The organism is Chitinophaga terrae (ex Kim and Jung 2007) (assembly GCF_900107795.1).
Classification (GTDB): domain Bacteria; phylum Bacteroidota; class Bacteroidia; order Chitinophagales; family Chitinophagaceae; genus Chitinophaga; species Chitinophaga terrae.
The window spans coordinates 240,003-263,409 of the sequence record NZ_FNRL01000004.1 but is presented as its reverse complement, the minus strand read 5'-3'; the positions used below and the strand labels follow the sequence as shown (position 1 = coordinate 263,409).

The 23,407-nt window shown below is 46.8% G+C and carries 19 protein-coding genes; 12 read left to right on the top strand and 7 right to left on the bottom strand.

What is annotated here, in order from left to right; all coding sequences use genetic code 11:
• The first annotated feature begins 3 nt into the window (after nt 1-3).
• The 4 genes from BLV62_RS06290 to BLV62_RS06275 all read left to right on the top strand — a co-directional run bounded on the left by BLV62_RS06290 (nt 4) and on the right by BLV62_RS06275 (nt 7,332).
• Nucleotides 4-3,153, top strand: coding sequence for an error-prone DNA polymerase (locus tag BLV62_RS06290; protein WP_089759796.1), 3,150 nt, complete (start codon nt 4-6; stop codon nt 3,151-3,153).
• 177 nt (nt 3,154-3,330) lie between these two features.
• Nucleotides 3,331-4,617, top strand: a complete 1,287-nt coding sequence (locus tag BLV62_RS06285; protein WP_089759795.1) for a hypothetical protein — start codon at nt 3,331-3,333, stop codon at nt 4,615-4,617.
• 96 nt (nt 4,618-4,713) lie between these two features.
• Nucleotides 4,714-5,808, top strand: a complete 1,095-nt coding sequence (locus BLV62_RS06280) for a glycosyltransferase family 4 protein (protein WP_089759792.1) — start codon at nt 4,714-4,716, stop codon at nt 5,806-5,808.
• 210 nt (nt 5,809-6,018) lie between these two features.
• The gene (locus BLV62_RS06275) at nt 6,019-7,332 is read left to right on the top strand and encodes a sensor histidine kinase (protein WP_089759790.1); all 1,314 of its coding nucleotides are present in this window, start codon (nt 6,019-6,021) and stop codon (nt 7,330-7,332) included.
• A gap of 32 nt (nt 7,333-7,364) precedes the next feature.
• Here the strand turns inward: BLV62_RS06275 and BLV62_RS06270 are convergent, their stop codons facing one another.
• Entirely contained in the window at nt 7,365-8,918 is a 1,554-nt protein-coding gene (locus BLV62_RS06270) for a S41 family peptidase (protein WP_139169964.1), read from the bottom strand.
• A 296-nt stretch (nt 8,919-9,214) separates the two neighbouring features.
• Here BLV62_RS06270 and BLV62_RS06265 point away from each other — a divergent pair, with 296 nt between their 5' ends.
• The 3 genes from BLV62_RS06265 (at nt 9,215) to BLV62_RS06255 (ending at nt 13,897) form a co-directional block, all read left to right on the top strand.
• Nucleotides 9,215-10,102 (top strand): AraC family transcriptional regulator, encoded by an 888-nt coding sequence (locus BLV62_RS06265; RefSeq protein WP_089759785.1) that lies wholly within the window; start codon nt 9,215-9,217, stop codon nt 10,100-10,102.
• 83 nt (nt 10,103-10,185) lie between these two features.
• Complete coding sequence (locus BLV62_RS06260) at nt 10,186-10,884, top strand: siderophore-interacting protein (RefSeq protein WP_089759784.1); 699 nt, start codon at nt 10,186-10,188, stop codon at nt 10,882-10,884.
• Nucleotides 10,885-11,077: 193 nt separating this feature from the next.
• Nucleotides 11,078-13,897, top strand: coding sequence for an FAD-binding and (Fe-S)-binding domain-containing protein (locus BLV62_RS06255; protein ID WP_089759782.1), 2,820 nt, complete (start codon nt 11,078-11,080; stop codon nt 13,895-13,897).
• A gap of 60 nt (nt 13,898-13,957) precedes the next feature.
• On the opposite strand, the gene BLV62_RS06250 is transcribed toward BLV62_RS06255, so the two are convergent.
• The 4 genes from BLV62_RS06250 to BLV62_RS06235 form a co-directional block, all read right to left on the bottom strand.
• Entirely contained in the window at nt 13,958-14,482 is a 525-nt protein-coding gene (locus BLV62_RS06250) for a YceI family protein (RefSeq protein ID WP_089759780.1), read from the bottom strand.
• A 42-nt stretch (nt 14,483-14,524) separates the two neighbouring features.
• Nucleotides 14,525-14,974, bottom strand: coding sequence for a hypothetical protein (locus BLV62_RS06245; protein ID WP_139169962.1), 450 nt, complete (start codon nt 14,972-14,974; stop codon nt 14,525-14,527).
• Nucleotides 14,975-15,124: 150 nt separating this feature from the next.
• The gene (locus BLV62_RS06240; protein ID WP_258522412.1) at nt 15,125-15,646 is read right to left on the bottom strand and encodes a baeRF3 domain-containing protein; all 522 of its coding nucleotides are present in this window, start codon (nt 15,644-15,646) and stop codon (nt 15,125-15,127) included.
• A gap of 9 nt (nt 15,647-15,655) precedes the next feature.
• Nucleotides 15,656-16,540, bottom strand: coding sequence for a hypothetical protein (locus BLV62_RS06235; RefSeq protein WP_089759774.1), 885 nt, complete (start codon nt 16,538-16,540; stop codon nt 15,656-15,658).
• A 526-nt stretch (nt 16,541-17,066) separates the two neighbouring features.
• Between BLV62_RS06235 and BLV62_RS06230 the strand changes: the two genes are divergently transcribed.
• Complete coding sequence (locus tag BLV62_RS06230) at nt 17,067-17,549, top strand: glutathione peroxidase (protein WP_089759900.1); 483 nt, start codon at nt 17,067-17,069, stop codon at nt 17,547-17,549.
• A 68-nt stretch (nt 17,550-17,617) separates the two neighbouring features.
• Nucleotides 17,618-18,109 (top strand): peptide-methionine (S)-S-oxide reductase MsrA, encoded by a 492-nt coding sequence (gene msrA, locus BLV62_RS06225; RefSeq protein ID WP_089759772.1) that lies wholly within the window; start codon nt 17,618-17,620, stop codon nt 18,107-18,109.
• A gap of 210 nt (nt 18,110-18,319) precedes the next feature.
• On the opposite strand, the gene BLV62_RS06220 is transcribed toward msrA, so the two are convergent.
• Nucleotides 18,320-18,607, bottom strand: coding sequence for a hypothetical protein (locus tag BLV62_RS06220; RefSeq protein ID WP_089759770.1), 288 nt, complete (start codon nt 18,605-18,607; stop codon nt 18,320-18,322).
• A 173-nt stretch (nt 18,608-18,780) separates the two neighbouring features.
• Here BLV62_RS06220 and BLV62_RS06215 point away from each other — a divergent pair, with 173 nt between their 5' ends.
• From BLV62_RS06215 to BLV62_RS06205, 3 genes are read left to right on the top strand one after another with little or no spacing between them, the layout of a single operon-like run.
• Nucleotides 18,781-19,950 (top strand): glycosyltransferase, encoded by a 1,170-nt coding sequence (locus tag BLV62_RS06215; RefSeq protein WP_089759768.1) that lies wholly within the window; start codon nt 18,781-18,783, stop codon nt 19,948-19,950.
• Between the two features lie 20 nt (nt 19,951-19,970).
• Nucleotides 19,971-21,158 (top strand): glycosyltransferase, encoded by a 1,188-nt coding sequence (locus tag BLV62_RS06210; RefSeq protein ID WP_089759767.1) that lies wholly within the window; start codon nt 19,971-19,973, stop codon nt 21,156-21,158.
• 10 nt (nt 21,159-21,168) lie between these two features.
• On the top strand, nt 21,169-22,245 hold the full coding sequence (locus tag BLV62_RS06205) for a glycosyltransferase family 2 protein (protein WP_089759765.1): 1,077 nt from the start codon (nt 21,169-21,171) through the stop codon (nt 22,243-22,245).
• Here the strand turns inward: BLV62_RS06205 and BLV62_RS06200 are convergent.
• Nucleotides 22,231-23,403 (bottom strand): glycosyltransferase, encoded by a 1,173-nt coding sequence (locus BLV62_RS06200; protein ID WP_139169960.1) that lies wholly within the window; start codon nt 23,401-23,403, stop codon nt 22,231-22,233. The genes BLV62_RS06205 and BLV62_RS06200 overlap by 15 nt on opposite strands.
• Nucleotides 23,404-23,407: the final 4 nt, after the last annotated feature.

Sequence of the window (23,407 nt, the reverse complement as noted above, 5' to 3'; positions counted from 1 at the left end):
TGTATGAAGTACGTGGAATTACAGGTTACCAGCAACTTTACCTTCCTGCGGGGCGCCTCGCATCCCGACGAACTGATGGCAACCGCCATGGAACTGGGATATACGCAAATAGCCATCACCGACCGGAATACGCTTGCAGGAATTGTTCGGGCGCATGCCGCCGCCAAAGCCTTAAACATCCGGTTAATTGCCGGATGCCGGCTCGACCTGGCAGATGGTCCCTCTTTGCTTGTATACCCTACTAACCTGGATGGATATAGTTTATTAAGCCAGCTGCTCACCACCGGCAACTTAAGAACAGAAAAAGGGAAATGCCTGCTGAGAAAAGAAGATGTTTACAATCTCAGGAATTGCAAGTATATAGTGGTGCCTCCGCAGTCTTTAACCCAACGCTTAACATTGCCGGCAGACTATAAAAAACATGTTGCCGAATATGCCAGGATGCTGGGCCCTGATCTTTACATTGGCATGTCGCGCTACTATATGGGAGGCGACCTGCAGCTCATGTACCGCCTCAACCAGCTGGCGCAGGAACTTAAATGCAAACCGGCAGCGACCAACGACGTCCATTATCACATACCTCAACGCAGGGAACTGCAGGATGTGCTGACCTGCATCCGGGAGAAATGTACGATCCATACCGCCGGCTATCGCCTGTTGCCAAATGCAGAACGGCATATCAAACCTGCCAGGGAAATGGAACGGCTGTTCAGGCAATATCCCCAGGCTTTACAGAGTACCGTCGAAATTGCTGCAGCCTGCACTTTTTCCCTGGATGAACTGCAATACGAATATCCCCACGAAGTAGTACCTAAAGGAAAAACGCCGCAGCAGGAATTAACCAAACAGGCATGGCTAGGTGCGAAGAAACATTATGGGAAAGATATCCCTGAAAAGGTGATCAACAATTTAAAATATGAACTATCCTTCATCAAGCGCAGAAAATTCGCCTATTACTTCCTTACGGTCTGGGACCTGGTAAGAGAAGCAAGAGCGCGTAATATTCTATGCCAGGGCCGGGGTTCCGCCGCTAATTCAACCGTCTGTTTCTGCCTGGGAGTTACAGGAGTAGATCCTACCAAGTTCAATTTACTGTTTGAACGTTTTGTTTCTGATGAACGCAAAGAACCACCAGATATTGATGTAGACTTTGAACATTCGCGCCGTGAGGAGATCATGCAATATGTGTATGAAAAGTATGGACGCGACAGGGCGGCTATTGTAGCCACAGTAGTACAGGTGCATTACAGGGGCGCTGTCAGGGATGTGGCAAAAGTAATGGGCGTTTCAGCGGATACCATCAACAAACTGGCTAAAATATCTACCCATCATGATACCGAGGTGCCGGAACACAGGCTGCAGGAGCAGGGTATAGATCCTTCAGAACCGCTTATCAGGAAAGTGCTGGACCTTACATTGCAGTACAGGGGCTTCCCGCGGCAGCTAGGCCAGCATACCGGTGGATTTGTTATCAGCAACCAGAAATTATCTGCCCTCTGCCCTATCCTGAATGCGAGGATGGAAGACAGGACCAATATAGAATGGAATAAAGATGATATTGATGCTTTAGGTTTTATGAAGGTAGATGTGCTGTCATTAGGTATGTTAACCTGTATCAAAAAATCGTATGAACTGATTGAACAGGAATACGGCCTGAAATTTACTTTATCGAATGTGCCGCAGGATGATGAAAAAGTATACGAAATGTTTTCGCATGCCGATACGATAGGCGTTTTCCAGATAGAAAGCCGGGCGCAAATGTCGATGTTGCCAAGACTGAAGCCAAAGAAATTCTATGACCTGGTCATAGAAGTAGCGATCGTTCGTCCAGGCCCTATTGTTGGGAATATGGTGCATCCGTATTTAAAGCGGCGCGAACATCCCGAGCAGGTAACTTACCCTTCCAAAGAGCTGGAAGAAATACTGAAGAAAACATTGGGCGTGCCGCTCTTCCAGGAGCAGGCGATGCAGGTAGCCATTGTTGCCGCCGATTTCACCGGGGCGGAAGCAGACCAGTTAAGACGCAGTATGGCCACTTTTAAAATGAATGGTATCTTAAAACATTTTGAGATCAAGCTGATCGAAGGAATGAAGAGAAAAGGCTATTCCGAAGAATATGCCAGGAACATTTTCAGGCAGCTGGAAGGCTTTGGCAGTTACGGGTTCCCTGAAAGCCATGCTGCTTCTTTTGCCCACCTGGTTTACATTTCAGGCTATATCAAATACCATTACCCCGAAGTTTTTGCCTGCGCCCTGCTCAACAGCATGCCTATGGGATTTTACCAGCCGGCGCAGATCATACAGGATGCGATAAAACATGGCGTCATTGTTAAAGAAGTAGACATCAATTATTCATCCTGGGATAATACCTTGGTGAACAATAATAACAGGTACCGGGATCTTCGCCTGGGCTTTCGGCAGGTGCGGGGACTGCGGCAAGCGGATATGGATATACTTGTATCCAATCGCCCTGCCGGTGGTTACAAAACAATTGCCGCACTGGTAGATGCAGGCATACCGTTACTGGCAGTTGAAAAACTGGCATTGGCAGATGCATTTAATTCTATAGGCCTCGACAGGCGGAATGCACTATGGGAAGTTACCGCGTTGAAAGACCGGCCAACAGGGATGTATACAGGCCAGGCTGGGGTTGTAGAAAATACCGTGCTTCCGGCGATGACGGATATTGAGCATGTGGTAGAAGATTATGAAACGGTATCGTTGTCTTTACGTTCGCACCCCGTAAGTTTTGTAGCAAAGCAGTTAAAGGAGATGAAAGTAGTGCAGGCAGCTGCGCTTTCTTCCATACCGGATGGAACTTATGTACGGGTAGCAGGATTAATTATTGTGCGCCAGCGGCCCGGCACAGCCAAAGGGGTTACCTTCCTTACCCTGGAAGACTCCACAGGCTTTATTAACCTGGTTGTTTTTGCCAATGTATACGAGGCATTCAGGCCGGCCCTTTCACAATCCTCCCTGCTGATGGTAGAAGGGAAACTGCAACGGGAAGGAGAAGTGATCCATATTATTGCGGAAAGCTGTTACAACATTACGGGGCTTTTAAATAAAACGCTGAACAACGCAAGAGGAAATACAGGCAAAAAAGAAGAACAGCAACTTGATATGTTTGATAATTCCAGGAATTTCAGGTAATGCAGCTGTCTGCCTCCTATTTTGATTAACCCCTTGCCTGCATATTGAAATTTCAATATCTTAGTTGCGTAATTTCCTATACTATTCAAAATAAAAAAAATTTAAAACCCTCCCTGTACTTGTTAACTCATCACTTTTACAGGCCTGGACTTTTTCATTAAAACAATTCATTTATCTATGAAACTTAATTCCTGGAACCTACTGTTCTTCCTGCTTTTCGTATGTGAAAGCCTCAGCGCGCAGATCAACGTGGTTGCTAATATCCAAAATGCCAATGTTGGCTCAGCTTCCTGGATCAAACTGGGTACGTTATCCCTCCCGCAGGGCGGCTATAATGCAAGCATTAAAATCAACAGCGGAACAGGTTACAATGCCCGTTTAGATCAAATGGGAGTAACGGAGATATATATCCGAACAAGCAACAGCTCTATTACCCAAAATGGTTTTGCCTTTTCTGCCTATGCTTACCGTACAGGCTATACGAAGGCAATAAATGCCATCAAGATCCTTCCGAATGCAAGCGGCACAGCTGCAACCGCCTATGACATCTATATCTACAACAATCTTTACATCGGCGGTTCCTTATACGAGGTAACTGCAGGAACAGGCTCCTGGACAAGGGTGGAAGCCGCAAGCACTGATCCTGGCGCCAATGCCTATAATGTTCCGTTCAATTATAAAATACTGAACGATATCAGCGTCGATACTACCCTTTATGTTACTACCGCCACCAGTAGAGTAGGCGTCGGAGCGCCAACGCCCGGAGCTAAACTCCATGTTTCTACCGACGAGGTAGCCATCGCCAGGTTCAATAAATCATCCATTCCTGTTACCGACGGCGTGTTCACTATCGGAAACGCAACCAATAACCAATCTCATTATATTCCTTCTCTTATCGGTCGTTCCTACTGCCCTACCCGGCCCCATGGCATGGTGATCATTGCAGAAGCGGATGATATTGTTCCCCCGGCCAACGACAACCTCGGCGCCGCACTGGTGCTGGATGGCAGGTCTAAAAATACATCCAGGTTAAACAATAACAATGTACTTGCCGTCCATTCCTATGGCACTCCTTTGTTAATGGTAAAAGCCAATGGCGCGCTCTGTATAAATACCATAGATCCTAAAGGTTATATGCTGGCCGTAAACGGTTCCGGTATCTTTACAAAAGTGGTTGTTAAAAATTCCAGCAACTGGCCCGACTATGTTTTCGATAAAAACTATCAGCTTCCTTCCATACAGGAACTCGAAAACTATATCAATAAAAACAATCGCCTGCCCGACATTCCTTCAGCCAATGACATAGCGTCAAAAGGCCTGGACCTGGCAGAAATGCAAAAACTACAAATGCAGAAAATAGAAGAACTTACCCTGTATATGATACAGCTCAACAAACAGATAGCAGCGCAACAACAGATCATACAGCAACAACAGGAATTGCTGGATAAACTTCAGGCAAAATAGCGTTCCTCCAACCAGGAGAATAATTCAATTTATAAGTAGTTTTACAGTTGAACAGGCAAAATCAACTGGTCAGATTTACGAACCTTATAGTTAACTATGCGAATAAAAAAGGCGCTCCTGGTATCATTTAACGGGACATCAAATGCAGGTGGTGTAGAAAGAGTAGCATATTACCTGGATACTTATTTTCAAAGCAGGAATATTCCTACCAAGATCATTACAGAAGATTTCCTGTTAAATCATACACTGTTTGGCAGGCTGTTGCCTTTCCTGTTCCGCTTCCGGCATTTTCAGAAAAGACGGCCTATCTATCTTTCCCGGTACGCCAGCGCCTATCTGTGGTGGGCCCGCCGCCCCAACCAAATGGTGGTAACCCAGGGCGAATCATCTGCCTACTACCCTGTTGACGCAATGATCCAACACGGCTCTTATCACGAAATGGAACTGGCATATGGCAGAAAAGAAACGTCCTTAAGCCGGTATGGGAAACTTCAGCAAAAAGCCTGTGAAAGCGCCCGGCTGGTGCTGGCTGTTTCCGAAAAAGTGAAAGCAGATACTATTCGCTGGTATCATACCGCGCCGGAGAAGATAAAGGTCCTGGCAAACTGCGTGGATACAAATATCTTTTATCCGCACCCTCGGAGCGCTTCCGGCGAACGTACGCTGTTGTTTGTAGGACGCCCTGTTAAAGAAAAAGGACTCCCCATGCTTCAGCAAATCGCCAAGGCCATGGAAAAGCAGGAAGGATGGCGGCTGCTTGTGGTTACCAACCAACCGCTGGACAAGGATTACTTCGAAGGAAGTACGAAAACAACAGTGGTTGCAGGACTGACCATCGATAACATTTGCCGGGAAGCCTATGCCAAAGCCGACCTGCTTATTATACCTTCCATTTTTGAGGGCTTTGAAATGGTAACTCTGGAGGCGCTGGCAGCCGGCATACCAGTGATCGGCACACCGGTTGGCGCTGTCAAAGCCTTGTCGGATATGGGCTTTCCCGGAGCCTATCAACTCCCTGATCTACCCCCCGATTCGCCGGCGCTGTTGCAACACTTCGACAGCCTCCTGGATAGCTTCCACGCTTCCATAACGCCGGGAGAACTGCACGAACTGGTAAAGGAGCAATTTGGCGTTGAAGCCTATTTCCGGAAATTAGACCAGCTGCTGCTGAAACAAACCGATAGCATTTAGACACGCTATACCTTTCCCGCTCCCGGTGGCCTGCACCGGGAGCCAATCCGTATTTAATAACAGCGCGGATTTCATATTTGAGCGGATTATACTTAGCTTCGTCCTATACTTTACTTTACCTAAGCGCACATATTTAAAATACCGGCATGCCCATAAGGAAGGGAGTATCTTCTCCCGGCGGGGGCACAACCATACAATATACCTATGTAGATGAGAGAACTATTATCCAGCTACCTCGCCAGGGTCTGGAACAATATCATTAATGTGGGAATTTATCCCTTTATGCCATACATAGAGGCCAGGCGAACAAAATTACTGAACCTGATGGCGCTTCCGGGCGCCTGCCTGATGTTCATTTACGTGGTTATAAATATCGTAACCGGGAGGTATACACTGGCGGCACTCAACCTCCTGAACATGAGTTCAGCCGTCACTTTGCTGGTATTGCACAAACAAAGGATGTACCTGAGCGCCAGGCTGGTACTGATAGGGATCAGCATCATTATTTACACTATTTCGGGCCTTTACTTTCATAACGGCGCCGAGTACCTGCTGTTGCTGTTGCTGATCGCCATTATCCTGATCTATGATAAATGGTGGGTGGTGATATGCCTCGGGGGGCTTGCTATTATTGCATTTATCGCCGTTGTATTATTTCCCCAACCCGCCATACTTGGCAAACCGGTTTCACAGGTACAGGTCTGGTCGAACATCATCGGGGCAACTATCTGTATCCTCGTCAACCTTGTATTCTTCAAACATATACAAACAGACAACCAGCGGGCCATAGAAAAACAACGCCAGGCGTTGCTGGCTATGAATAAGGATAAAGAAAAACTTTTTTCCATACTGGCCCACGATATACGCGGACCTCTTGCTACTTTGGAAGGGGTGCTCGATATGTTTCACCAGGGATTGGTAGACAATAATTACATGAAGGATACGACCAGTATGTTGCAGGAAAAAATATCGCAGTTTGGTGGGACGCTGGACAACCTGCTCCGCTGGAGTACCAGAAGCATGCAGGGAATACAGACCACTCCAACAAATTTCAGCATCCTGTCGGTGCTGGAGGAAGTGATCGCCTTCTTTGACCTGGCTATACAACAGAAAAAGATCAGGGTAGATACCCGGGTTCCTCCCCAGCACTTCATCAGGGCGGACCGCGACCAGGTAGCCGTTATTTTCAGGAACCTATTCAGCAATGCGCTGAAGTTCAGCAACGAATACGGCGCTATCAGGATCGCGACTACAGAAACCGATCATCGTATTTCCATCCGGATCAGCGACGAGGGCATAGGCATGAGCCACCGCCAGGTTAATACGCTTTTTACGTCTTCCCGACAGCCCCAGAACGGAACCTCCGGCGAACGGGGATTCGGACTGGGGCTATTATTAAGCCATGAATTTACTGTCCTGAACCAAGGAACCATCCAGGTAGAAAGCCATCCCGGGAAAGGAACCGCTTTTACCATCCTTCTTCCCAAAGGCGCACAAGGCGACGAGGACGATGATGACCTGTAAACGACCGGCAGATCAAAGCAGGGACTTCTGTACTACTTCTTCTCCCTGATCAGCTTCAATACATACTCCATCTGTGTATCTTTCAGCTGCATAAAATCTTCATAACTCTGCCAAACCTCTATATCCGGTATCGTTCCTCTCCCCTCCGGTATATCCGGTTTTACCGGCGCATCCTGCACAACATAAACCATGGAGAACTGGTTCTTGATCCTGGAATTGGGCAATTCGAACACCAGCGGCGAATGCCCGTTATGCCCGTAATACCCTCCAACGGTTTCTACGCCCACAATGGTGGTATTCCTGGCATAGGCTTTCACCAGCGAAGAAAGATGCGAAGCCGCAGAAGCGGTGTTCTCATCTATCAGCAGGTAAGTATGTCCCTTATAGGCAGGCTGTTTAGGATAATAAACAGGGTTGTATTTAGGATTCTGGTAACTTCTTCCATTGCTGTATGGCAGGTAATTGTCTTTCAGGAACTGCCGGCCTGCTACTTCTTCTTCGGGTGTCATTTTATGACTGGTACTTACTCCCCAGAAATATTTCCTGAAAGGGATATCATCCCTGTCGAAAATAATATAGGCTAAGGTATTCTCTTTAAAAGGATGATCTGTCAGGTACATCATTGGCTGCTCGAAAGTAGGATCGCTGCCCCCGGGGTTGCTCCGGATATCGATCACCAGGTTGGGAATGGCTTTTTTGTCGAGCAGCTGGAAAACGCTGTCAATGAACCGCACATACACCGGGAAAGCCGGATCATCCGCCCCGCTGGCCATACTGAATATCCGGAAGTTCAGCAGGCCGGTAGACGAATCCAGCATCCTGAAACTGTATTTAGGCTGTACATTGTAATCGATAATACTGTCGAGGCTTGCACTGTAGCGCTTCTCCAGGTTAGCCTTGCGGGTTTCGAGCGTTACTGCGGGCAGCACGGCCGATTTAACCTCGGAAGAATAAGGAGGAGTAAAACGAACAGCGAAGCTGTCTTTCACGCCGTATTCCAGCAGGTACCGGATCCCGTAGGCCCGTTGTACGCTGCCTGTCAGTTTCTGGGTGATCGTATAGCCATCGCCGGTAAAATACTTGTAGAACGACTTCATCAGCGTGGTATCGGGTACGCCGTTGATGCTCAGGATACGTGAACCTGCGGGAATTTCAGGCGTATGATGATTGAAAATGATCTTTCCTTCCAGGTATTTCAGGTCGTAAGGAAAAAAGCCCCGCTGGCGGTTCAGGTAATCCAGCAGCTGCTGGTCCACGATGGTATAATTATGACAACTTCCTTCAAAGTCTGCCAACTGCAATATTATTTTATAGAACTCGGTGACGCGCATCGGTTTCTTGACACTGGCGGCCGCCCAGTTATAAATGCTGTCTATTTGTTTTTTGGTACGGTAACGGTACAAACCTGAATTGGTTTTATCACCGATGTTCCGCAGGAGCTGCAGGTCCTCTTTCATAGCGCGGGGGCTTAATACCCGGTTGTAAATACCCAGACTATCCTTGGACAAAAGCGGCCTCGACTGGGCCTTTATCAGGGATACAGGGATCAGGGATACCAGCAGTACGAATAATAATAATTTTCTCATAAGTTCCACCTAAGCAGTTTTTGGTTGATACTTTGTGCAAACTACGAAACTATCATGTGAGGCGCAAATCTGATGACTAAACTTCTAACTGTTACCATCTTATCCCATCGTTATTACCACAAATGGAATTTTTTTTATGCTGGTTGAAATATCCGGGCCGGATATCCGTCTATTACCTGTAAGATGATCGATAGCTCCCCGGTCCTTGCAGCATCGGGAGGGCGGCAGCCAATCATGCTGCCGCCCATGTGAGAATAGCTTATCTTAACAGCATTTTTATCTGAATTCCTAGTAAAATGGGGCAATCAAAATTTCCGAAAGAGATCCCGCTTCACGAAGGCCGGTTAAATAACCATGCTGGTTTTAAACTAAAAAACCTGTCAGGTACGAACGAGCACTCGAAAAACAAGCCTTCCGTCCAGGAGGCGCACAGGGACGACCACTATATGTTCATCTTCCAGGAAAAAGGATACAGCCAGTTTACCCTCGATTTTGAAACGGTAAAGCTGGAAGGCCCTCACCTGGTCTACATCCTGCCGGGGCAGGTCCATCAGTACAGCAAACAGGAGACTGCCACCGGCTGGCTGCTGGCAATAGACGCATCGTTTATAGACAACGAAAAAAGAGCGTTATTTGAGAACCGGTCTCCGTACGAACAGGCCATCCCTGTGCCGGTTACCGCTGTTTTCTGCCAGGCATTCCAGCTATTGTCTAACCTGTCTGCCCAGAAGACAGGGGATTTCTCCCGTCATGTAGCGAGAGACTTTGCCAAAGTTATCATAAGCATGATGGCAGAATTATTTACCCAGCATGGCTGGTCCGGCAATAAGATCACCTCCCGGCCGCTATGCCTGACCAACGATTTTAAAAAGCTGGTCAACCAGCAGTATAAGCACCTGAAAACCCCGGCCCTGTATGCAGAGAGACTGCATGTATCCGCCTCTTACCTGAACGAGGTAGTGAAGAACATAACAGGTTTCCCTGCAAGCTACTGGATACAACAGGAAATAATGCTGGAAGCCAAACGGCTGTTGTGTTATACAGATGAAGATGTAAAACAGATAGCATATAACCTGGGATACGAAGACCACGCCTATTTTTCGAGGATCTTTAAGAAATCAGAAAAAATTACCCCGCTGGCATTCCGGAAAAGATACCGGGAATCGTCCAATCATCACAGGTAATTGTCCATTTTGCGGCAGGTCATTTTCCAGTTCTTTTGCAGTAGAAAAAATAAATACCCCAACGGGCGATTAAATTTTAAAGTATGATATCAGCAGTGAAAGAAAAGAAAATATCGTTCCTTGAAAGAACTTTCACGAAACAAGGAACCATACTGGATATAAGACCATGGGCATCAGGAACCTTCTTTGAAGTGGATCTGCACCTGCCCGACGCCGATATGAGCAAATGGACAGTAACCCAGCATATCAAATGCAAGGTAGCCCCATATACCTTCCGCGACTATACGCCAGCGCAGTGGGATGCCTCCACACATACCTGTACCCTGTTCATTGATGCAGCACATGATGGCGCAGGCGCCAGGTGGGCACAACAGCTGCAGACAGGCGAGCTGCTGGTGTACCTGGGCATTGGTTCTTCCATGCAAAAACCGGTACAGGGGCAGGAACTGGTTTTCCTTGGCGACCAGTCGGCCCTGGCGCATTTCCTGGCTTTGCAGCAATTAGCCGGCAATACGGCGCAGATAAAAGGAAATGTGGTTATTAAAGATCCTGAGCATGTAGAAGAGTTTAATAGCTATTTTCCCAGGTCGCCATTCCAACCGGTGCTGCAGCAATCAGACGCCCTCAGCACCCTGGTAGCATCGCTTTTAGACTTCCCTTTTTCGCAGGAGCAGGTGTTTTACCTGGTAGGAAACGTCCGCATGGTGGCGGATCTGAGGAACCTTCTCAGGAAAACGGGTATTAACAGTTCCCAGATAAAGGCCCAGGGATTCTGGAAATGACAAGGGAATTCCTGCTACTGTTATGTGAAAGCATCCTTTAAACGGGATGCTTTTTTTGTGTTGTACTGGCTTTTGGCTGAAGAAATTATGATATGTTCCCAGGTTTGGATTAATTTTATCCATCGGAATCGTCATATCCGATGTTTCTTTAAGATCTTTCAGCCTAACCAGCCTGTCAGCCAAAGAATAAGCTATGAACATTGAAGAAAAATTACAGTCTATTTTACCGCCAGAAAGGATTCTGACAAAATTGATCGACCTGGTGACCTATGCCTCCGATGCCGGATTCTATCACCTTAAACCTAAAGCAGTAGTAAATCCTGTTTCAGAAGAAGAGATCCGGAACCTGCTGAAATTTTCACACGACCACAATATTCCGCTGACCTTCCGGGCTGCAGGCACCAGTTTATCCGGCCAGTCTATTACCGACGGGCTGCTCGTTGACCTCAGCAAAAACTGGAATGCTATTAAGATTGAAGACGGGGGCAATACCGTAAGGATGCAACCGGGTATTACCGGTGGCATCGTCAACGCCCTGCTTAAAAAGTATGGTAGGAAGATAGGCCCTGATCCGGCCAGCATCAATTCGGCCATGATAGGCGGCATTATCTCCAACAACGCCAGCGGCATGTGCTGCGGCGTTGCCAGGAACTCCTACCATACGGTAAAATACCTTCGATTCATACTTCCTTCCGGCGCTACCTTTTCTACAGAAAACCCGGAAGATTACAACAGGTTTGAACAGGAATGCCCTGAACTGGCAGCTCAGCTGAGCAGCTGGAGGAACGAGATCCTTAACGATCCCGCGATGTTTGAACTGATCAGGCATAAGTATAAAACCAAAAATACAGTGGGCTACGCAGTCAATGCATTCATCGACTACGAAAAACCGCTGGACATTATGGCCCGCCTCATGATAGGAGCCGAAGGCACCCTTGGATTCATATCGGAAGCCGTTTTTGAAACCGTTCCTGACTACCCTGTCAAGGAAACCTCCCTTATGTGCTTTAACGACATACAGAAGGCATGCAGCGCTATTGAAGCCCTTACCAATTCGGGGGCCGAAACAATAGAACTGATGGACAATGCCTCCCTGCGTTCTGTTGAACACCTGAAAGGGATACCTGAACTGCTGGCGCAACTGCCTGCTACCGGCGCAGCGCTGCTGGTCGAGTACCAGGGATATACGAAAGAAGAAGTAGCTGCCAAAACTGCCAGGTTCTATGAGTTGCAGGCGCAGATCCCGCTGGCTATTCCAGCTGCCTTTACCAACGATCCTAAAGAACAGGCCTTTTTATGGAAAATAAGAAAAGGCATGTTCCCATCCGTAGGCGCAGTAAGGAAAAGCGGTACTACCGTCATCCTCGAAGACATTGCCGTTCCGGTACTGCAACTGGGCGATGCGATCGTGGACCTTCAGCAACTGTTCCGTAAATATGGCTATGAAAATGCTATCATTTTCGGGCATGCCAAAGACGGGAACATTCACTTCGTAGTTACACAGTCGTTCGATCTTGCTTCAGAAGTAGAGCGCTATGATAACTTCATCCGGGAAGTGGTAACGCTGGTTGTCGGCAAATATAAAGGAGCGCTGAAAGCGGAACATGGCACCGGCCGCAATATGGCGCCATTCGTTGAAACCGAGTGGGGCGCCGATATTTACCGGATCATGAAATCAGTAAAGGATAAAGTAGATCCGCTGGGAGTGGTGAACCCGGGAGTAATTATCAATGCCGATAAAGAAGCGCATATCCGCAACCTGAAAGACCTGCCAGGAGTGGAAGAAGAAGTGGACAAATGTATGGAATGCGGGTTCTGTGAATATAAATGCCCCAGCCGCAACCTTACCATGACGCCACGCCGGAGAATCGTTGCCCGCCGCGAATTATCGAGGTTAAAGGCGGCCGGCGACAAAGCTTACAACGAATTGCTGGAACAGTATCAATACGAAGGACTGTCTACCTGCGCGGTAGACGGGCTTTGTGCAGAAGCCTGCCCGGTAGACATCAATACAGGCTCGCTTGTTAAACGCCTGCGGAATGAAAACCATAACGGTTTTGCCAATTCCCTCGCTTTAACGGTGGCCAGGAACTTCCCGGCCACTGAAGGACTGGTTAAAATAGCCTTGGGTACCGCAACAGGGATCAATAAGGTTTTTGGGAAGAATACCCTGGTAAAACTTACGGGATCATTGAAGAAAGTAGCGCCGGCGATCCCGTTATGGTCTAACCAGATCGTTCCCTCTTCACTGCAGCAGGCCCGTAAAGATGCCGCAAGAACACAGGGAGCGCAAACTGTTATTTACTTCCCTACCTGTATCAACCGCACCATGGGCGGATCTAAAGAACATAAGAAAAGCCTGCCCGAAACAATGGTGAGCCTGGCCCTGAAAAGAGATATCCGTTTGATCATCCCACCGGATATAAATGGCGCCTGCTGCGGGCAGATCTTCTCTTCCAAAGGCTTTCCGAAAGCGTTTGAACATACAGCCGATCAAACTATCCATAAACTATGGGAATGGACACAGGAAGGAAAATATCCCGTGGTGATTGATATCAGCTCCTGCACCTATACGCTTAAACATGCCAGGGCACAGTTATCGGCCGGGAATAGAGCAAAGTTCGACAAGCTTACCATCCTTGATAGTATAGACTTTATTAGTGATTACATACTTCCGGGAGCTACCATTAAAAACCGCAAGCAGCATGTTGTATTGCACCCGGTTTGTACCCTGCAGAAAACAGGACAGGAAGACCAGTTCCTGAAAATCGCCAGGCAGCTGTCAGAAGAGGTGACAGTTCCCGTGCATGCGGGTTGTTGCGGTATGGCTGGCGACAGGGGATTCCTTTTCCCTGAGCTGACCCATTCTGCTACCTTGCCTGAAGCAACAGAAGTAAAGTCGTGCTCGTACGATGGCTACTATTCCAGTTCCAAAACCTGTGAAATGGCGCTTTCAGAGGCTACGGGCAGGAACTATGAATCTATCGTTTACCTGCTGGAAGAATGCCTGTAAATAAAAGATCCGCCTTATAAAAGGATACTCCCTTTATAAGGCGGATCTTTAGTTGATGAATTATTTTACGGCGCAGGTGATGGTCACTTCCACTTCGTTACCTACCATAAAAGTGTTTGTTCCCTCTCCTATTTTATAGTCCAGTCTTTTAAGTATGAACTTACCTTCAAAAACATTATTGTTAAAGGTAAAAGGTATGGTTACATCGTTTGTTACGCCGTGGGCGGTAAGTTTACCGGCTACGCTGTAACCCTCCGCTGTTTTTGTAACTTCTTTGGATTTGAAGCAGATCTCAGGATATTTATCTGTTTCGAAGAAGTCTTTATTTCTCAGGTGGTTGTCTCTCTTCTCATTTTCTGTGTTTACAGTGCTGGCATCGATGCACACATCAAAATGAGCGGCAGCGGGATTTTGAGGGTTGAAGTCGATGGTTCCTTTCATACCTGAAAAAGTACCTTTTACTTTCTTCACTCCCATATTCCCGATTTCAAATTTCACACCCGACTTGCTGGAATCAATGGTTTGTGCAGCAGCTGAAATACAGGATGCTACAGCGATAAACATTAACAGAACTAATTTATTCATATAGTTTAATTATTGCAGGAACAACAGGCATAGAGCGGATCATTATTCCAATACCGCTTCTACAGGTTCATCGCCGGAAAACTCGACGGTAACGTAGTGATCGGCCTCATGAATGGTTGTAAAGGCCATATTCCAACGCACAACAGGCGTATGGGAAAAAGGGATAGTGATATTTACAAGTGTAAATTCATCTTTAAAATCCCCTATTTCAATATCAGGGTCCTCCTCCCTTAATTCGTCGGTTATAAGCGGTTTGATCTTTTCTATATAGCCATCGAATTCCAGCTGAAGGTTTTTATAAAATTCTTTTTGCCATTCCGCCGGTCCGGAGGTTTCCGCTTCGATCAGGTATTCGGTTTCATACCCTAAAGGAGCAAACAGGCCTTTCCCTTCAAAATATCCCCGGGCGCCTTTGATCTCAATATATCGGAGCGGTCCGAAAAATTCATCGTTGATCCGTAGCGGTTTCTTAAAAAAATTAAATAAACCCATAATGCCGGCATTGGTTAAATGCAGGAACAAATGTAAGTTATTTAGATATAGTTGGTATAATGTAGCAAAAACGAAACACTTCTGTGGCGGTTGTTATACTGAAACAACCGCCTCTGCGGGCGCAGAAGCGGTTGTTTGTCTTCGTCTCGTTTAATATCTCATTAATGCGGCAACAGGGCTGTCGGCCGGCATTTGCTCTTTAGGTAAAATAAATACCCGACCTCCATTGGCAATGGTTTTCACCACTGCTTTGTCAACCAGGTCGTCGTTTTCTCCATTCATTTCATCATCTACTTTCAGCACATTGTTCATTTCATCGAATGTGCCCCAGGAATGAGCGTCGCGGGCTGCAAACAAAGTATCTACCTGGCCGTAGAAGGCGGCGGGAACTACGTCTGCCACAATGGAAGAAGTAAGGCGGGTAGCCGATTCATTGGCATACCTCTCTTTTGCTTTATCCAGTTCCTGGTCGAAATACGGTTGCAATATATTACGGGCCTGTCGACACAGGGCCTGCAAATCGTCGTAAGTATGATTGCCGATGATCGCTTCGGGGTACAGGTGTTTATAGGCGGAAACGGTGCGGTACTCCGCTACCATTTCTTCTGTTCCTGCCAGCACCAGCGGCGCTTTTTCAGTGTTCAATACTTCCCTGAAGATAATATCATCAATGGCTTTCAGCTAATCGGCGCTGTTGGTGTAGCCGTCAACGCCCCTGTGTTCACCGTTATCGATATCCGGCGCTTCGTAGCTGCTCAGGGTTTCAAGACCCGCAACTTTTACTTCGTTGATGCCTGCAGTATCATATTTATACAACCGGGTGGCATGTTTGCTTAGCAGCAACAGGTAAAAGTCCCTGGTGGCAAGCATAGACGGTACTAACGGCGACAACTGGAAAGAAGTATTCACTATCAGCAGTTCCGGCGGCGCCGCCGGCATTTTAATGTACCTGCAGAAATCGGGGGCCAGGAAAACGGCAAAACCTTGTAGCTGGTTTCTCCAGAAACCGGTGTCATAAACCCAGGAATAAGCTGGCCCCAGCAGCTTATCTACATCCGGTTGTTTCATTCCTTTTTCCAGCAGCTTTTTACTTGCTTCCTGCAATTTGTTTTTGAAAAGGATGGAATCCGACATTTCATTTACCGCAGTACCATATTCATGTGTTGGAATATAGATAGAAATACAATGATTGGCCGATACGGCGCCCAGTTCTTTGAAAGCCTCGCGGGTTAGGATGCCCGGCATTTCAGTAGGCTGGCTCGCAGTTTCCACACCGGCAAAGCGATTCTGCCCGTTTTCCTCCTGCTGCTTTGTATGATCAGGTTTACCGCTGGTTTTAGTACCATAACCCCTGGAAGTATTGGCTTTGGAAGTGTTCCTGTTGTGATGCAGAAGGCGAAGATTGGGCGACAACTCGTCGGGCCCGGTGGTATACTTGTCTGATATCTCCAGGTATTCCTTCATTTTTTCAGGAGGCGTCGACTGCGCTCCTAATCCTTCTTCTTTGTTAGCTCCTGATGGTTTTCCTTTCCCCGGATGGAATACTCCATTTCTGTCTTTTCCCATAATTCAAACATTTTTAGTTCTGAAATATCTCCTTCTTAGAAAGAGTTGCTGATTAGAACGGAGTAAAATGCATACCACTTTTACCGGCCTCATTGGGGTGGAAAAATTAAATTTGTCCTGTTTGGCGGTATACCGGCAAGCGCCAATAGAACAAAATCTATATTTTTTTACAGGAAAAAACGGAATTTATTGTTCGTGTTGCTAAGTGCGCTCTTTACGGGTTATTTATTTATGATGAGCTTCCTGGTACAAAAGAACTTCCATTTTTCCGCTGCAAGTTCAGGGCTTCTCATGATGCCTTTTTAATATTTTATCTGTTATCGTGGCCCGCTTCGCGCTGCCTAAGATCGTGGGAAAAATTTCATCCCGCCATCTGGCGGTATGGAGAAACCTGGCTATTGCCCTGCTTTGCATAGGGATATTGAAAAGAGATGACAGGCAAAGCGCCTGCGATTAGTTGGTACATAATTATAATACCCGTATCTTTTACAAAATTAAAAGTATCAGCGGCGTAAATTCATTAGTTATGTCTACTTCCTTTTTTGATTTAAAGCCAAAGGCCATCAATGGCAGCACCGTCGATCTTTCTGCTTACAAGGGAAAGAAAATTGTAGTACTGAATACTGCTTCTGAATGCGGTTATACCCCGCAGTATGCCGACTGGCAAGAGTTCTATGAAGCGAATAAAGACAAAGTGGTGGTTTTAGGGTTCCCGGCCAATGATTTCGGGGCGCAGGAACCTGGAAGCAATGAGGCGATTGCCCAATTCTGCCAGGTGAATTTCGGGGTTACTTTCCCGATGATGGAAAAGATCAGCGTACTGGGAGAAGAACAACATCCCGTTTATCAGTGGCTGACAAAGAAAGAACTGAATGGATGGAATTCCCAGCAGCCGACCTGGAATTTCTGTAAATATATTGTAGATGAACAAGGCAGGCTGACACATTTTTTCCAGTCGTCGGTCACTCCTGACAATAGCGCTTTTAAAGCCGCTCTTGGAATTAAATAGGCAGGAATGCTGATTTCAGTAATTCAGCGCAAAAACCTAACTTCATCCTGTCAAAAAACTATAGGAATATGAGTGTTGAAAAAGCCATACTAGCCGGAGGCTGTTTTTGGGGCGTGGAAGAACTGATCCGCCAGTTGCCTGGCGTCAATTCCACTGTGGTTGGTTATACAGGCGGCGACGTACCTAATGCTACTTACAGGAATCACGGCACCCATGCCGAAGCCATAGCAATTACTTTTGATCCTGGTAAATTATCTTACAGGGAATTGCTGGAATTTTTCTTCCAGATCCATGATCCTACTACCCGTAACAGGCAGGGTAACGATATAGGCGCCTCCTATCGTTCCGCCATTTTTTACCTGGATGAAAAACAACATGAAACAGCTGTTAAGCTGATAGATGAAATGAACGCATCAGGTAAATGGCCGGGAAAGATCGTAACAGAAGTAGTTCCGGCATCCGATTTCTGGGATGCGGAAGAAGAGCACCAGGACTACCTGCAGAAACATCCGTTCGGGTATACCTGTCATTACATCAGGCCTGAATGGACGCTTAAGTAAATAAAACGGATTCAAAACAGGAAGGCGTCTCCAAGGCGGAGGCGCCTTCCTGTTTTGAAATCATAAGCCGCACCTGTTTTCGCTCTTATTTGCCATTGCCTGCAGGTTGCTTCCGGCAAAACTTTCACTTGCTGCATGATCAAAGCCCGGCAATCGTTGCCTCTCAAAGAGGAGAACAGGCAAAGTGGTAAAAGGGAAAAAAGATTATGATCAGTTGGAGTCCTGCCGCTGCCCTGTTCCCGGTACGCCGGTCGATTCATTCGTGCTGTCGGGCAGGTCTTCCTTCGTTAAAAAATTCTCCTGGTTTTTCTCTGATTTTTCTTTGTCTGAAGCCGGTTGTTCTTCTTTCATGTTAGCCTGTTTCTCTATCTCTTCTTTCTCTTTAGGATCACCGGAGGTGACCCCTGAATTATATTTCCCTCCTATGGAAGCCTTCTCTCCCATTTCATTTCCCGGCACTTTAACTACTGTTTTTTCTCCTTCATTCGGTGTTTTCATAATTATAGTTTTTAGTCTGTAATTCCAACCCATAAGTTATGCCAGCATTAAAGCCCCGCCCGGCAGCGTGGATAAGGCTCAATACACATATCTAACAAACTATAAAACAAGCGTTTAGAATATTTACATTATTTTCTCTAGCTTTGCGCGAATTTCTTATTCATAAGCCTGATATGACTAAAGTCCTTTTCACTTTTCCTTTAAATCCGATAGAGAAGACCAGTGGCGCGCAGACCCGTGTAATTACGTTGCTTAAGTATTTTAAGGAACGGGGTATGGAGGTCGATTTTTTTTCGTTGACCGACTATTGGGGCGTGACATCAGACGAGAATATTAAAGCATTCAGGGAAAGCGGGCAGGTGAGAAATGCCTGGTTCTACCCGCGGAAACCGGCAAAGAAAAATTTCTTCCAGTACCTTTTCTCCTACAAACTGCCTAAACTGCTCCACAACGTAAAAGGCGCAATCCCGAATCATGTGAGCCCCTATTTGCAGGAGAAATTCAATAAGATACTTGAACAGCACCAATACGATTTCATCATTGTCAGCTATGCCTATTGGGCCGACCTGATAAAGGATAATCCCCGTACCGGGAACGCTGTTACCATTGCCGATACGCACGACCTGTTGTCGGCCCAGCACCAGCACGACAAAGGCGTCAATCGGGGGATCGCCCTGGGTGATGAATTGAAAAGACTGTCGAGGTTTGACCAGGTCTGGTTATGCTCGCCTGAAGAAAACTATTTCTTCAGCCAGTTCCTGAAAAACCAGGTGAAATACATTCCGACGATGGTAGAAGAACCGGCAGATATAAAAAGGGATGTTCTGAAGAAATATGACATGATCTATGTGGCTTCGCATAACCCGCATAATCTTGCAGCGGCAGACTGGTTCTTCAAACAGGTATTCCCGTTGATCCCTGAGCATGTGAACCTTTGCGTGGTTGGATCTATTTCCCGCTTTATACCGGGTACTTACAAAAACGTTACCCTGGTTCCTTTTGCGGAAGACCTCAGCGAATATTACCTGCAATCAAAGGTTGTTATATGTCCTATGCTTTCCGGAACCGGCGTGAAGATAAAAGTGGTGGAAGCCATGCTGTACGGCCTGCCCGTTGTTTGCAACGAAAGAGGTATGGACGGATTGCCAGATAAGAGCAACTGCGGTTGCCTGGTAACGCAAGACCCGAAAGAGTTTGCCGGCTACATCCTGAAACTGCTGGAAGATAAAGCGTTTCATGCACAACAAAGCGAATTAAGCGCCGCTTCATTCAGGAATAATTTTGCTGCCGCCAACGTGTATAAAAAGCTCGACAAAGCGCTTAACTATTCTCCCAAACATTAATTTAATAAATTGCCAGTAGCATGTCTGAACAGCAACGCATTTTATATTTATTTCCATACAATCCTGTCGGCCGTCAAAACGGCGCACAATCCCGGGCCTACATGCTGCTGCAATATTTTAAAAGCAGGGGAATGAAAGTGGACCTGGTTTCCAGGCAGGGCCAATGGGAAAGGATAACGGAGGAAGAAATGGAAATGGTGAGAAAAAGCGGGTTGGTAGAAAATGCCTGGTTCTGGTTCCGCAAGCCCCCGAAAAAGAACCCGCTTGTATATCTTTTTGAATACAAGCTCCCAAACATGCTTTTCAACCGTAAGCTCAACCATGTAAAAGGAGGTTTGCCTAACCTGGTGAACCTGCACCTGCGCAGGGAATTCGACAAACTGCTTACGCAAAATAAATACGACTATATTCTTATCTCCTACGCCTATTATGCCGACCTGGTTAAAGACAATCCTTTAATCGGCGATGCGTTCACCATCATAGATACGCATGACCTGATGGCCTCTCAACACCAGCTGGATAAAAACGTGAACGTTGGCGCAGCCCTGGGAGACGAGATCAGGAGGCTTTCGCTCTACGACCAGGTATGGGCAATTTCAACAGAAGAGCACTACCTCTTCTCGCAATTTCTTGGCAACAAGGTAAAGTATGTTCCCATGATGCTGCATGAACCTGTACCGGCAAGCGGCAGCTCCGGGCCGCAGTTTGACCTGATCTATGTAGCCAGCGACAATGACAAGAACATTATGTCGGCAACCTGGTTCTTTGAAAAGGTATACCCGCTGCTGCCTCAATCGTACCGTTTATGCGTGATAGGAAAGATCAATTCGCATATTCCGCAGGGCCTCGGCAATGTAACCTATCTTCCGTTCGTGGAAGACCTGAACGATTACTACCAGGCGTCAAAAGTTGTGATATGCCCTATGCTGGCGGGTACCGGCGTTAAGATAAAAGTTGTGGAGGCCTTCGCATACGGCAAACCCGTTGTTTGCAATGAAAGGGGATTGGATGGCCTTCCTGATAAAATCGACAATGGCTGCCTGGTATCGGAAGATCCCGCAGGTTTTGCAGATCATATCATCCGGCTGCTGACCGACCCGGCATTGTATGCAGAACAAAGCGCATTGAGCGCCGCGTCGTTCAGGAGAACATTCGCAGCAGAAAAAGTGTTTCAACGAATTGACGCCGCATTAAAGGTGAAAAAGTAAAATATTCCAGATGTCCTCTCCGCTTGTCACAGTAATTATTCCGGTTTATAATCTTGCTCCGTACCTGGGAAACACAATTGCGTCCCTGGTTGGGCAAACTTATCCCAACACGGAATTGCTCTTTATTGACGATGGGTCTACCGACCAGTCGTTGAACCTCCTGGAAGCGGCGGCGGAAAAACATGCTAATATCAGGATAATACAACAGGAGAACGCCGGACAGGGGGTAGCGAGGAATAAGGGAATAGAGAAGGCAACGGGAGAATACATCACTTTCGTGGATGGCGACGACTGGATAGAGCCTGAAACCCTGGAACGGGCAATGGATGCGGCGGTGAAAGAGAATGCGGAGATAGTTTGTTTCGGTTACCGGATCGTAAAAAAACGAGATGAAAAACCGGAAGTCTTATACCAGTTTGAATATGATCCTTCGGCGTTTATCAATGCAGACCCCATTTCCTGTTTTCTTGCTGAAAACACACCGGGAAAAGAAGTGCTGAACACTGCTACCTGGGGCAAGGTTTATAAACGTTCGTTGCTGGAAGCCCATAATATACGCTTCCGCCAGCGCGTGTTTGAAGACTCTCCATTTATGCTGGAAGCTGTTTTTCACACTAAAAAGCTGGTATGTATCAGCGGCTGCCTGTATAATTATTTTCTCAGGAGCAATGAAGGAGAAGCTTCTACCATGAGCAGCGGTTTCAGGGAAGATAAAGCAGCGCTCTTTTACCAGGCCGACCAGCAGATGAAATTATTTCTCATTTCCAAAGGCGTTTGGGCTAAATACAAAAATGATTTCATGCGTTATCACAACGCCAGGGTGATCATTTATAGCGGGTACTTTGAATTGTACAGGAACGGGGGCGCTGTAAGCAAAGAAGCATACAGGGCGTTTATAAAACTATTACAAAAGAACAGCCGCGACCTGGGCTGGGAAAAAGCTTCTCTTTACGATACATACGGGAAAAGAATCCCTGTGCTGCATGTCGGTTTGTTCCTGAGCCGGATCAGCCCCTGGCTCGCTCACCGGTACTTCAGCACCTATGAAAAAAAATGGGCTTTCGACAAGCCCTCATCGGCCGATTGATAATGCAGCATCCAGGCGTTTGGATACTTCTTCAGCGGAGAAGCATTGCAGGAAAGTATTTTTCGCCATTTCAGCCTGTTGCTTATACAAGTCGGCATCCTGCAACAACTGGTTTACATAGCCGGCAAATTCTGCAGGCGTTTCCCCAACCAGGCAGCCGTTATTGCTCTTGAACGGCAGGCCATCTGTACCTCTTTCCGTACAAACTACCGGCAGGCCATGCGACAGAGCTTCCACTACTTTCACTTTTACGCCGGTTCCTTCCAGCATAGGCGATAAAGCAACGCGGGCATTGGTATAAATGGTTTCCAGGTGTTCCACATACGGGATCAGCGTAACATTGGGCAGGTTTTCAGGCACATGCGAGGTGATCTTGCCTACTACCGCCAGCCTGGCGTCCGGAGAGATCAATGGATATACATGATCAAAGAACCAGGCTGCCGACATGATATTCTTTGGATTATCGCTGGCTACATAAACAAGATCGAATTCCGGGTTAGAGTTGGGGGTTACCGGTATAGGATCAGGCAACATCATGGGAATATATTTTACCCGGTTGCCAAGAAATTGTGAGAAGAAATAACTTTCTTCCGGCGAAATAGCCCATACCTGGTCGTAAAGCTCCAGCCGTCTTAATTCATCGCCCAGCGCCACGCCAACATCAAACCCTTCTTCATGCTGAAACTGCGACGATTCCAGGTCATGCGTATCTATGATGGTAAGGGATTTGGCAGCAAGGGGATTTTTATAGATCAGGTCGGCCCAGAAAGCATAGCTGATGAGGATATAATCGTAATGCTTTTTTAAAAGCAGTTCATTGAACTGTTGCTGCAAATATAAAGTTACGCGGTTAAAAACAGCACCTTTCGGGTTTATCTTCCTGACAAATGACTTGTTCTTAAGTTTATATCCGAAGAAATAGGTGATCGGATTTTTCTTCTTGGGTTTCCACTCCAGCAAATGTACTTCGTTCACCAGGCCGGTTGCTTTGAGTTCCGCTATCCCTTCAGGGGTATAGATGCCCCAGTATTTTTCGGATACAAAATCGACCTCCAGGTTCCTTTTCTTAAAATATTCCAGGAATCCTAAAGCCCTGGTAATGTTACCTGCATTCTTCGCTGCCGGGTTGACGGGAAAGTAGAACAATAATCGCTTCACTTAT